This is a genomic window from Collinsella aerofaciens ATCC 25986 (assembly GCF_964239575.1).
Lineage (GTDB): Bacteria > Actinomycetota > Coriobacteriia > Coriobacteriales > Coriobacteriaceae > Collinsella > Collinsella aerofaciens_BQ.
On sequence record NZ_CAXSQQ010000022.1, the window covers coordinates 15,349 to 28,449 of the forward strand.

The following is a 13,101-nucleotide window of genomic DNA, read 5'->3' on the forward strand; positions in this document are numbered from 1 at the left end:
ACAATGGTTGTCGATAGTACGATTCGATTTAACGACAGGATGGATGGTCCAAGCGTGAGTCTCGGCAGCAAACTATCCGATGCAAAGGTCTCCTTTGCGATATTCAAGCGCGACATTAAGCGACTACTTGTGAACCCCGTCGCCTTGGTGGTTACCCTCGGCGTGTGCGTTATTCCCTCGCTGTATGCCTGGTACAACATCGTGGCAAACTGGGATCCGTACGGAAACACTCAGGGTATCAAGATTGCCATCGCCAACAACGATCAGGGCACCCAAAACGACCTGGTGGGTGAGCTCAACGCGGGTGATAAGGTCGTCGATCAGCTCAAGGAGAACGATCAGTTGGGCTGGACCTTCGTCGATTCGGCGGCCGACGCCAAGGAGGGCGTCGAGAGCGGTGAGTACTATGCGGCCATCGTAATCCCCAAGAACTTCTCGGATAACCTGGTCTCGATGCTCGACGGCAACTACCATCAGCCCAAGCTTACGTACTACGTCAATGAGAAAAAGAGCGCTATTGCGCCCAAGGTTACCGACACCGGCGCAAGCACCATCGAGGAGCAGATCAACTCGGAATTTGTCTCCACGGTGGGCGAGACCGTTGCCAGCATTGCCAAGGATGCCGGAGTCGATTTAAAGGACAAGGCAACCCAGACTCGGGATTCGTTGGCAAGTTCTGTCTCCGAGGCATCCGATACCTTGGGCGAGGTGCGCGATTCGATTGGCGACATGAATGCCGCCATCGATAAGACGAGTGGCGCCATCGCCTCGGCCGATGCAGCGCTTGCCGGCCTGCAGGGTCAGGCGCCGTCGCTGACGCAGGCGATCTCCCAGGGCAACGACCTGCTGGGCGAGGCTCGCACCACCGCGGGTAACTCCATCACCTCGCTCTCCAAGGCGCTCTCGGAAGGCAGCCTTGCGCTCACCAAGACGTCGGCCTCCGCGAACGCTGCCATCGGCAAGCTGACGGGCACGGTCACATCTACGACCACCCGCATCGACAACTCGCTTGAGTCTCTCCAAGCGACGATCGACCACAATAAGGCCGTTATCGGGCACTTGGAAATTCTCGTCAATGACACGTCGACGGGTTCCAAGGAAATTGACGCGCGCATTGTATCGACCATCGGTTTGCTCCGCGAGCAGAATGAAAAGCTTCAGAGCATCAAGGACGGTCTGTCTGCGCAGTCGAGCGCCATGGCGAATGACGCCGCGGCTGTCTCGGGTGCCAGCGATGCTATCAATGACGCAATTCAGACCGGTGCGACCAACCTTGGCCAGGCCCAGACGGATCTGGGTCAAAACGCGCTGCCGAAGGCCTCGAGCGCGCTTGATTCATTTGCCGCCGTCTCGGGTGATCTGACGGGAATCGTGTCTGGCCTCACGCCTACTATTGCAAGTGCGCGCGGTACACTTTCGCAACTCAACGCTACGCTCGGTCAGGCCAAGACCACGCTGTCCCAGACCGACGCCTCGCTTGCCAAGGTCCAGGACAAGCTCGCCACCGCCGCCAACGACATCGAGGCGCTGCAGACCTCCGAGTCCATGGGCGAGCTGGCCGACCTGATGGGCGTCGACGTCGATGACGTTGCTGACTTCATGGCATCTCCGGTCGAGCTGACCTCCAAGTCGATCTATCCGGTTAAGAGCTTCGGCTCGGGCATTGCTCCTTTCTACACCAATCTGGCGCTTTGGGTGGGCGGCTACGTGCTCATCGCCATTTACAAGCTCGAGGTCGATCGCGAAGGCGTTGGCAGCTTTACCGCGCGTCAGGGCTACTTTGGCCGCTGGTTGCTCCTGGTGATCCTGGGCGCGCTCCAGGCCATTATCGTTACGGTGGGAGATCTGGTCATTGGCGTACAGTGCGTCAGTCCGCTCCTATTTGTGCTGGGCGGCATCGCCATCTCATTTACGTACGTCAACATCATTTACGCGTTGTCCACTACGTTTAAGCATATCGGCAAGGCAATCGGCGTCATTCTTGTCATCGTGCAGATCCCGGGTTCGTCGGGCATGTACCCCATCGAGATGATGCCCGGCTTCTTCCAGTGGCTGCACCCGCTGCTGCCCTTTACCTATGGCATCAATCTGCTGCGTGAGACGGTCGGCGGCATGTATTCGTTCAACTACCTGTTTAACCTGTGCATTCTGGGCGTGTTCTTGATCGTGGCGCTCTTTATCGGCCTGCAGCTGCGTCCGCTGCTGCTCAACCTCAACCTGCTCTTTGATAAACAGCTTTCCACGACCGGTATGATGATTTGCGAGTCTAACGACCTGCCGCGCGAGCGCTACTCCTTGCGAACGGCCATGCGCGTCGTGCTCGATTCCGATTCGTACCGTCGCGAACTGCTCGATCATGCGGTCGCCTTTGAACATCGCTACCCGTACTACATCAAGGGCGGTTTTGCCGCCGTGGTGGGCGTTCAGGTCCTGCTCTTTGTCCTGTCGACGGTTCTCGATATCGACAATAACGGCAAGATCATCCTGCTTGTCATTTGGATCATCTCGGTTATTGCCATCTGCGGCTGGCTTATCAATATCGAATATATCCGCGCGAGCCTCAATACCCAGATGCGCATCTCGGCGCTTTCCGATGAGGACCTGCGTTGCGAGATGCGCGAGCACACGGCCGCCATTCCTGCCGCCCGCCGCATGTTTGGCCTCAACGCCAGCGAGCGTGGTGCCAAGGGTGGCGATCAGTCCACGGGCCGCTTGCCGCATATAGGCTCGCACCATAAATCTCAGGGCAGCGACAGCACAGCCACAAATGATGGAGATACCACCCCGCTTGGCAAGCACTCCAAAGGAGGTGAGGCATAAATGAAGAACATCCTGCATCTGTTTAAGCGCGATGTCCAAAACGTGTCTCGCTCCGTAATCGGCTTGGTTGTCGTGATGGGCCTCATTATCGTGCCGTGTCTGTACGCGTGGTTTAACATCGCCGGCAGCTGGGATCCGTACGGCAACACCGGCAATCTTAAGATCGCCGTGGTCAACACCGATGAGGGTTACGAGAGCGATCTGATCCCCGTCGAGGTTAACGTGGGCGAAAACGTGACCGCCACCCTACGCGGCAACGAGAGCTTCGATTGGGTTGTGCTTAACGATCGCGAAAAGGCTATCGAGGGCGTTAAGTCGGGCGCGTACTATGCTGCCGTCGTTATCCCCAAAACGTTTAGCGCCGACATGATGACGCTTTTCTCGACCGACGTGAAACACGCCGATATCGAGTTTTACGAGAACCAGAAGGCCAACGCCATCGCGCAGATCGTGACCGAGAAGGGTTCGAGCGCCGTTCAGAACCAGGTTAACGAATCTTTTACCGAGACCATTACGAGCATCGGTCTTAAGACGGTGTCCAGCCTGCTCGATTACATGAGCACCGACCAAGTCAGCAACTTTATCGCCAACCTGTCCTCGACGCTCGGCGATTCGGTCCAGGACCTGCAGGACGTTCAGGCCAGCGCAACGTCGCTTGCGGGCATTTTGAGCTCCACGTCCGATTCGCTGACGTCGGCGGGCGGTATGCTCAAGCAGTCCGGATCGACCGAGGAGTCGGTGAAGCAGCTCATGCAGCATGCCGAGAGCGGTATTGCCGATTCCGAGCAAGCGCTCAAGTCCGCCAGCGATGCGATCGATGCCGCTATTGATGGGAGCGCGGGTTCGTTCGATAACGTTTCTACCGAGCTCGCAAAGGCATTCGACGCTGCAAACCAGCACGTCGATCTTACGGTGTCTCAGCTCAACGATGGCGCAGCGTCACTCAATAAACGTGCCGACGAGATTGATGACACGGCGAATGAGCTCCGTAGTCTTGCTGGCCAGGTGAGTAACGATAAGCTCAAGGCAGGGCTTGAGGACGCGGCTGCCGAGCTTGATAAAACCGCAACGGAGTACCGCAACAATGCCAATGAGCTGACGAATATCGCGACGTCGCTCACGAAGAGTATGGCAGAGGTTAACAAATCGCGTGCCGAGGTCGATCAGGCAATCGCGGATGCCAAGGCTGGTATCTCGGGCGCCAAGATTGACTACGACTCTACGTTCTCGGTTAAGGCCAAGGAGCTCAAGAAGACTATTTCGGGCGTTTTGGATTCGCTCAACGGTATCTCGGGCGACCTGGATAGTGCTGTTGCCGGCCTGACCGACGCATCCGGTTCGCTGGCAAAGGGCCTCTCCAAGGCTGCAAAGCTGGTCAACAAGGCTTCCGATCAGCTGGGTGAGGCGTCGGACAAGATCAGCGCTTTCAAGGACGAGCTCGACGGCGCCTTGATGTCGGATGACCTCGCTACGATCAAGACGATGATCGGCAATGATCCCGAGGGTCTGGCCGTGTCGCTTTCCGGCCCTGTCGCACTCGACCGTAAGCCGGTCTATCCGATCCGCAACTACGGTTCGGCCATGGCGCCGTTCTACACGATTCTGTCGCTCTGGGTCGGCTCGATCGTACTGGCGGCCATGATGAAGGTCTCGGTTGACGATGGACTTATCAACGAGCTCATCCCCGTGCGCCTGCACGAGATCTACCTGGGTCGTTACCTGTTCTTTGGCGGTTTGGCTCTGCTGCAGGCAACGCTCGTGTGCGCGGGCGACATTCTGTTCTTTGGCATTCAGTGCGACAACCCGCTGCAGTTTGTGCTGGCTGGCTGGGTCGCGAGTCTCGTGTTCTCCAATATCGTCTACACGCTTACGGTGTCGTTTGGCGATATCGGCAAGGCGCTCGCAGTCGTGCTGTTGGTCATGCAGGTCGGCGGTTCGGGCGGCACGTTCCCCATCGAGATGACCGGCCCCGTGTTCCAGGCGATCTATCCGTTCCTGCCGTTTACTCACGGCATCAACGCCATGCATGCCGCCATGGCTGGCGCCTACCATATGGAGTACTGGGTTGAGCTGGGCATTCTGGCGAGCTATCTGATTCCGTCGCTGGCCTTGGGCGTCGTCTTCCGCCGTCCGGTCATCAAAGCCAACGACTGGATTATCGAAAAGCTGGAGTCAACTAAATTAATCTAGCGCAACAATGTAAACGCCGTCGGAACATCAAGGTCTTCCAACCCGATGCTTTAGCGTAGTGAATTGCGTGGGCTGCTTGGTTGTTGCTACAGTAGCGGGGCGTGCCGGGGGTCCGGTGCGCCCCGTTTTTATTTGACCATGAGGCGGCACGCAGCCATACGCGTGCGGACACCACGCCCAGATTGAGTGTGAGGATGTTCCATGGCCCAATACGCTGCCAACGAAATCGAAAACATGCCCGATAGCCCTGTGGCCCGTGAGGATTTGGGCGCGGGCGGTATTCCCAGGGGCGCCGGCGCACGCTCCCCGCTGTTCTGGAAAGTTTTGCTACTTTCGGTGGCGGTCATCTGGGGCTACTCCTTTACCACTATGAAGGACGCACTCGGCACCATTCCGGTGTTCGAGCTGCTCTATGTACGCTTTCTGCCTGCAGCGTTGGTCATGTTTGCCGTCTTCCACAAGCGCATCACTGCACATTTCAACGCTCGCAATCTGATCGTTGGCCTGAGTATGGGCGTGCTCATGTGGGCGGCCTATGCGTTGCAGACGGTCGGTCTGGCATATACTACGGCGGGCAAGAATGCTTTTTTGACGGGCACGTATTGCATCCTCGTGCCGTTCGCGAGCTATTTTCTGAGCGGAGAAAAACTCACCCGCTATAACCTGGGCGCGGCACTGCTGTGCTTGGCGGGCATTGGCTTGGTGGCGCTCGATAGCGTCGAGTTCAACATCGGTGACGTCATTACGCTGGCAGGCGCGGTCTTCTTCGCCATCCAGATGGCGGTGACCGCCAAGTACGGTCGCAAAATGGACATCAACGTTATCACGTTTTGGATGTTTGTGGGCAACGGCGTGCTGAGCCTGGTTTCGTCGCTGTTATTCGAGACCCAGGCGCCTCTGTCCGTGTGGACGCCGAACTTTATCGGTGTGATGGCGTTTCTCTCGGTGGGCTGCACATGCGTGGCTCTGCTCATCCAAAACGTCGGCCTGGCGCATGTCCCGGCTTCGACGGGCTCACTGCTCCTTTCGATGGAGTCGCCTTCGGGCGTGTTGTTTTCGGTGCTGCTGATGGGGGAGGCGCTCACCTCGCGCCTACTCGCCGGCTTCGTGCTTATCTTCCTGTCGATTATCTTGAGTGAGACTCACTTCGATTTTTTGCGCAAAAAGCCGCGCCCGCAATTGTAAACAACTTGTTGCGCCGCCCTCCCGGGGCGGCATTTTTTATGCGTCGCCCTTAAAGTTGTACCTTGCACTTTATGCTATCAAAGTGCTTGCTGCAAAAACGTTACTGGAGGGCATCTATGGCACCAGCTTTGTCCGATTTTCAACCGCAACCAGCGCCCAAGGCTACCGCAGCGGCGCAGGCCGCTATCGGTGACGGTCTTGTTGCAGAAGCTCAGACTTTTGCAGACGAGCTTGCTGTGTGGCGACACGATCTACACCAGATGCCCGAGCTGGGTAACAACCTTCCGCAGACGTCCGCCTTTATCCAGGCGCGTCTGGACGAGATGGATATTCCCTATGCCGTGTTTGTTGACGGCTCCTGTGTCGTTGGCCTTATCGGTGCCGGCGCGGCAGCTGCTGCTCGGGGTAACGGTACGTGCACGGACAAGCAGGCCGGTACGGTCATCATGCTCCGCGGCGACATGGATGCCCTGCCCGTTGCCGAGGAATCCGGCGAGCCCTTTGCATCCACCAATGGCTGCATGCATGCTTGCGGTCACGATATGCACGCGACGGCGCTGCTTGGTGCGGCTCGTATGCTCAAGGCCCGCGAGTCCGAGCTTCTCGACGCCAACGCCACGGTTAAGTTGCTGTTCCAGCCGGGCGAGGAAACCTTTGAGGGTGCCCGTGCTGCCATCGTCGACGGTTTGCTGCAGAGCCCACGCCCCCAGGCGGCTTTTGCCATGCATGTTAACAGCCAATCGCCGCTCGGCCTGGTGCTCTATGGGAGTCCGGCGCTTTCGGGCGTGTACGGTTTCCGCATCACGCTGCAGGGCAAGGGCGGCCATGGCTCGAGCCCCGAGATCTGCATCGACCCCATCACGGCCGGCGTCCATGTGCACCTGGCGCTTCAGGAGCTTATCGCTCGCGAAGTGCCGGCGGCCAAGGAGGTCGCACTGACCGTGGGTAAGTTTGCCGGTGGTCAAGTGGCCAACGTCATCCCAGATACCTGCGTGCTCGAAGGCACGCTGCGCGGCTTTGACGTTGAGCTCATGGAGCACCTCAAGGAGCGTATCGCCGAGGTCGTCAACGGCGTGGCCGCAACGTATCGCACTTCGGCCACCATCGAGACGCTCTCGGATGTTCCCCCGCTCGTGCTCGATGACGACGTGACCCAGGCTTCGCTTGGCTACGTGGGTGCGACGCTGCCCAAGGCCGCCTTCTTGCCGCTGTTCCATGCCATGGCGAGCGAGGACTTTGCGCTTATCTCGAGTGAGATACCGAGCGCATACTTTACGATCGGCGCGGCTGTGACCGATACGGACGAACACTTTGCCCAGCATCATCCCAAGGCGCGCTTTAGCGATGCCGAGCTGCCACTTGGTGCCGCGGCTTATGCGGCAGTCGCTTTGGGCTACATCGCCGACCACCGGTAGCGCCCAATCTTGCTACTCGTTTGTTTAAAAAGGAGCAGTATGTCCCAGCAGCGTAAGTTCTTCCCCGGCTGGCTCGTGGTGGCTTCCGGCTTTGTCATCATGGCCACGTGCTACACGATTTTCGTTAACTGCGGGAGCCTGTTTCAGCCGCTCGTCGTCAGCGACCTGGGCATCACGCTTGCGCAGTACAACATCTCCAACGCCATCTCCACCGTGGTGAGCGTTATCGGCTCACTTGTCATTGGCCATGTTGCCGATAAAGTAAGCGGTCGCGTTTTGGGCTCCCTCACTGTAATCGCCACCTCTGCCGTTCTTGCCGGCATGAGCCTTGTCGGTGAACTGTGGCAGGTCTACGTGCTCTTTTCTGTTTGCCCCGTTCTGTTTGTGGCCGCCCTGGAAGCCGAATGGATGCTCGTACCATCATTCGGTTTCCAAGGCGGTCACGGGCCTACGAAATGATCCGTTTTCCTCCGTCCCCAACAGATCACGTGATCCGAAGGGGGCGGAGGAAAACGGGTCACAAACAGCGGCGGCGCATCTGGCCGAACGAGTCCCCATACCCTCGTTCGGTCAGACGCGCCGCCGCGTTGCTGCTTTGTGCCGTATAATGTCCACTATCTATGACGCGATACAAAAGAAAGGTGTTTGCCCATGCAGGCACAGAAGGCGGAGGGAACCCGCGACCTTATCGGCGCCGAGATGCGCGCCTGGCAAAAGATGCAGCAGATTGCGGCCAGCGTATTCGAGCCGTTTGGCTTTAAGCCCATCGAGACGCCCGCGATCGAGCAGGTGGACGTGTTTGTCCACGGCATCGGCCAGTCGACCGACGTCGTGCGCAAGGAGATGTTCCGCGTGTTTAGCGGCGCCAACCTGGAGCGCGTCTTTACCGAAGGCACCGATACCAAGCTCAAGCCTAAGCAGCGTCTGGCCCTTCGTCCCGAGGGCACGGCCGGTGTGGTGCGCGCCGTCGTGGAGAACAACCTGGTGCCCCAGGGCTCCACGCCGTTTAAGGCTTACTACGCCGAGGCCATGTTCCGCGGCGAGCGTCCCCAGAAGGGCCGCCTGCGCCAGTTCCATCAGGTGGGCATCGAGTGGCTCGGCGCTCCCGATCCGGCGGCAGACGCCGAGTGCATCATTATGCTCATGGAGTTCTACAAGCGCCTGGGCTTCGATCTTTCCAAGCTCCGTCTGCTCATTAACTCGATGGGCGATCCCCAGTGCCGTCCGGTCTATCGCGAGCAGGTTAAGCAGTTCATTCTCGACCACGCCGACGAGATGTGCGACGAGTGCCGCGAGCGCGCCGAGCTTAACCCGCTGCGCGCCTTCGACTGCAAGAACGACCACTGCCGCGAGATCATGGCCGAGGCTCCGCTGATGGGTGACAACCTGTGCGATGAGTGCCGCGAGCACTACGAGCAGGTCAAGCGCTATCTGGATGCCGCCGGTATCGAGTATGTCGAGGATCCCACCTTGGTGCGCGGCCTGGACTACTACACCCGTACTGTCTTTGAGGTCGAGGCCCCTGGCGCCGGCGTCGGCTCCATCGGCGGCGGCGGCCGCTACGATGGCCTGGTCGAGCTCGAGGGTGGCAAGCCCACGGCGGGCGTCGGCTTTGCTGTCGGTTTTGAGCGCGCCCTGCTGGCCCTACAGGCCTTTGGCAGCGATTTGGGTGCCGATGAGGCCCCGTGCGTCTATGTCGCCAACGCCGGCAAGGAGCTGCGTCAGAACGTCTTTGCCATTACGCAGGAGCTTCGCGCCGCAGGGATTGTGACCGAGGCCGACTATCAGGGTCGTTCGCTCAAGGCCCAGTTTAAGCAAGCCGATAAGGTAGGCGCCAAGCTCATCTTGGTCCTGGGTGGCGACGAGCTTGCCGCCGGCAAGGTCAAAGTGCGCGACATGCAGAGCCATGACGAGGTGCTCGCCGATCTGGACAACGTCGTCGAGGCGGTTCGCGAGCGCCTGTAGCGCATCTTTTTGAGCTTCGGGCCTGCTAACGTGCCCTGCTCATGGAGAGCGATTGTTACGGGGGTGTTTCGCTTTTATGCGGAATGCCCCCGTTTACGTATGCCGCCCACCGAGAAATACGACCATTTAGGGCAAAAACCTTTGCAATGCAGAAAATACTTTTGTGTGGTAAAGCGCAATCAGTGTCGAAAGTATTTCTCAAGCGCCTATAATGAATACCGCATGTTACGTGCATAGAAGGAGGAATGGGAGGAAACGTGGCTGAGAACCTAAGCAACCAGTCTGTACCCGAAGCCGCGGCGCGCGTCGCTGCCGTGGTCAACCGCCTCGTTAACCGAATCGGCTCGAATGCCGAGTCCAGGGAGCGTCTCGCCGAGATCGAGATCCCCGAGGAGCTGCGCGACAATCTGGCGCTGTTCTTGCGCCTGGAGCGCCGTGTGCTTAGCGAGTATGATCCCGAGATCGCGGACCTGTTCGACAAGATTTTGACAGCCGAGATTGTGGTCAATGCCGGCAACCCCGGTACCTGCGCTGCCGACGAAGCCGTCGACGAGCAGGGCGTGCCCACCGCCGACGAGCCCACTGCCGTGGCATTTCGTGAGGTCGTCGATTTGATCGACAGCCTGCCGCTCGATAAGCAGCAGGTCATTGTCCGCGCCTTTACGAGCTTTTTCCATCTGGCAAACCTGTCGGAGGAGAACTACCGTGTGGCGCAGCTGCGCGAGCGCGAGGCCGGTGCGTCGACCGATACCGAGGTCGATCCCGCCAACGAGCTCACCGTCGCCTATCGCCAGCTGGTGAATGAGCTGGGCGTCGAGGGTGCCAACGAGCTGCTCGACAAGCTCGAGTTCCACCCTGTCTTTACCGCACATCCCACCGAGGCCCGTCGTAAGGCCGTCGAGGGCAAGATCCGCCGTATCTCCAACCTGCTGGAGGAGCGTCCGCGTCTGGGCGGCTCCGACCTGGTGGAGAACGAGCGCCATATGCTGCAGGAGATCGACGCCCTGGTGCGTACGAGCCCCATCGCGCTCAAGAAGCCCACGCCGGTCGAGGAAGCCGATACCATCATCGACATCTTCGATAACACGCTGTTCGACGTTATCCCCGTTATCTATCGTCGTTTTGACGATTGGGTGCTGGGCGACAAGGCCGGTACCGTGCCGCCGCTGTGCCCGGCGTTCTTCCATCCCGGCAGCTGGATCGGTTCCGACCGCGACGGTAACCCCAACGTCACCGCCAAGGTGAGCCGTGAGGTCGCCGCCAAGTACTTTACGCACATGGTGCTCAAGCTCGAGGACAAGTGCCGCCACATCGGCCGCAACCTCACGCTCGAGGCTACCTACAGCAAGCCGTCGGCCGAGCTCATTAACCTGTGGAACCATCAGGTCGAGATGAGCCCTCGGTACACGGCCCGCGCCGAGCTGATCTCCGAGCACGAGCCGCATCGCGCCGTCATGCTCGTCATGGCCGACCGTCTGAACGCCACCGTGCGCCGTATCACCGACACCATGTACCACAGCGCCGACGAGTTCCTGGATGACCTGCGCGTCGTCCAGCGTTCGCTGGCCGCCTGCGGTGCCGTCCGTGCCGCCTACGGCCCGGTCCAGACCATCATCTGGCAAGTCGAGTCCTTCGGCTTCCATATGGTCGAGATGGAGTTCCGTCAGCACTCCGTGGTGCATGCCCGCGCCCTCAAGGATATCCACGAGAACGGTATCCATGGCGACCTGCAGCCCATGACGCGCGAAGTCATCGATACCTTCCGTGCCATCGGCTCCATCCAAAAGCGCTACGGCAAGAAGATGGCGCACCGCTACATCATCTCGTTTACCAAGAGCGCTCAGCACGTGGCTGACGTCTTTGAGCTGGCCCACCTGTCCTTCGCGCACGAGGAGGACGTTCCCGAGCTCGACGTGATCCCGCTGTTCGAGCAGCTCGAGGACCTCGAGGGCTGCGTCGACGTGCTCGACCAGATGCTTACGTTGCCCGTGGTGCAAAAGCGCCTTGCCCAGACCAACCGCCGCATGGAGGTCATGCTGGGCTACTCCGACTCCTCCAAGGATGCCGGTCCTACCACGGCCATGCTCGCGCTGCACTCCGCGCAGGAGCGCATCGCCAAGTGGGCCGAGAAGAACGATATCGACCTGGTGCTCATGCACGGTCGCGGCGGCGCCGTGGGCCGTGGCGGCGGCCCGGCCAACAAGGCCGTGCTGGCGCAGCCCAAGGGTTCGGTCAACTGCTTCTTTAAGCTCACCGAGCAGGGCGAGGTCATCTTTGCCCGTTACGGCAACCGCACGCTGGCTCAGCGCCATGTTGAGTCCGTTGCCGCCGCAACGCTTTTGCAGTCGGCCCCGAGTGTCGAGAAGACCAACACCGAGACCACGCAGAAGTTCTGGGATATGGCCGAGAAGCTCAACGCCGCAAGCCACGAGCGCTATCTGGACCTGCTGAACACCGAGGACTTTACACCGTGGTTCTCGACCGTGACGCCGCTGACCGAGGTCGGCTTGCTGCCGATTGGCTCGCGTCCCGCCAAGCGCGGCTTGGGTGCCAAGTCGCTCGACGACCTGCGTACCATTCCGTGGATCTTCAGCTGGAGCCAGGCGCGCATCAATCTGGCCGCTTGGTACGGCCTGGGCACCGCCTGCGAGCAGTTGGGCGATCTTGACCAGCTCAAGGCTGCCTACCAGGAGTGGCCGTTCTTCCGCACGTTCATCGACAATATTGAGATGTCGATTGCTAAGACCGATCAGCGCATTGCCAAGATGTATCTGCATCTGGGCGACCGCGATGATCTGTCCAAGAAGGTCTTTACCGAGATGCAGCTCACCCGTAAGTGGGTCCTTGCCATCGTCGGTGATGAATGGCCGCTGCAGCGCCGCCGCGTGCTCGGCTGTGCCGTTCGCGTGCGTAACCCCTATGTCGACGCCCTGTCCATCGCCCAGGTCCGCGCCCTTCGTGAGGTGCGTATGAACCAGGACGAGATGGCCGAGGAGAAGAAGGCCGAGTACATGAGCCTGATTCTTTCGACTGTGACCGGCGTCTCGGCAGGTTTGCAGAACACGGGGTAATCGATAGCCCTGTAGTCGTCCGGGCCCGCCATAAGTTTACTTTTAGGCACGTCCTCGGACATGCAAGAAGCCCTCGCTGCGCACTTCGTGCGGCGAGGGCTTCTTGCGTCCTGCGGAGTGTGCCTAAAAGTAAACTTATGGCGGGCCCTGCGATGTCCGGTCTTCGGCGGATTACTGGCTGGGGGAATAATGGCGCGCTTCGCGCGCTTTGGATGGGGTCTGTCCCGGCGGCGCGTTTGGCGCTTCGCGCCTCGCGTCTTATCGATCGGGATTGAGATGCATGTGGCGCTTCTTGCCTTACGACTGTAGCGGCCGCGGTCCCGTTTGGGATCACGGCCGTTTTGTTGTGGGTCAAATATGAACGTTGTGTTAATGAGTCGATCGCGTCGAAAATGTTGGTGTAAGGGTGACGCCCTAGCGCCCGTTTAACGAAGAACGGCCTTCGTCCTAGAATC

Annotated in this window: 7 protein-coding genes; all 7 read left to right on the top strand. The window is 59.5% G+C overall.

All coding sequences use genetic code 11. The features are described from left to right. The first annotated feature begins 39 nt into the window (after positions 1–39). The 7 genes from ACESUZ_RS08400 (at position 40) to ACESUZ_RS08430 (ending at position 12,646) form a co-directional block, all read left to right on the top strand. On the top strand, positions 40–2,820 hold the full coding sequence (locus ACESUZ_RS08400; RefSeq protein ID WP_373199557.1) for a YhgE/Pip family protein: 2,781 nt from the start codon (positions 40–42) through the stop codon (positions 2,818–2,820). After that, on the top strand, positions 2,821–5,010 hold the full coding sequence (locus tag ACESUZ_RS08405) for a YhgE/Pip domain-containing protein (RefSeq protein ID WP_373199559.1): 2,190 nt from the start codon (positions 2,821–2,823) through the stop codon (positions 5,008–5,010). 201 nt (positions 5,011–5,211) lie between these two features. After that, positions 5,212–6,195 carry a DMT family transporter gene (locus tag ACESUZ_RS08410; protein ID WP_117839796.1) on the top strand — a complete coding sequence of 328 codons (984 nt, stop codon included), beginning with the start codon at positions 5,212–5,214 and terminating at the stop codon, positions 6,193–6,195. Positions 6,196–6,323: 128 nt separating this feature from the next. Beyond that, positions 6,324–7,610 carry a M20 family metallopeptidase gene (locus ACESUZ_RS08415; protein WP_373199561.1) on the top strand — a complete coding sequence of 429 codons (1,287 nt, stop codon included), beginning with the start codon at positions 6,324–6,326 and terminating at the stop codon, positions 7,608–7,610. A 39-nt stretch (positions 7,611–7,649) separates the two neighbouring features. After that, positions 7,650–8,069, top strand: coding sequence for an MFS transporter (locus ACESUZ_RS08420; protein ID WP_373199563.1), 420 nt, complete (start codon positions 7,650–7,652; stop codon positions 8,067–8,069). A 192-nt stretch (positions 8,070–8,261) separates the two neighbouring features. Beyond that, positions 8,262–9,575 carry a histidine--tRNA ligase gene (gene hisS, locus ACESUZ_RS08425; RefSeq protein WP_373199564.1) on the top strand — a complete coding sequence of 438 codons (1,314 nt, stop codon included), beginning with the start codon at positions 8,262–8,264 and terminating at the stop codon, positions 9,573–9,575. Positions 9,576–9,832: 257 nt separating this feature from the next. Beyond that, positions 9,833–12,646 carry a phosphoenolpyruvate carboxylase gene (locus ACESUZ_RS08430; protein ID WP_373199565.1) on the top strand — a complete coding sequence of 938 codons (2,814 nt, stop codon included), beginning with the start codon at positions 9,833–9,835 and terminating at the stop codon, positions 12,644–12,646. Positions 12,647–13,101 lie beyond the last annotated feature (455 nt).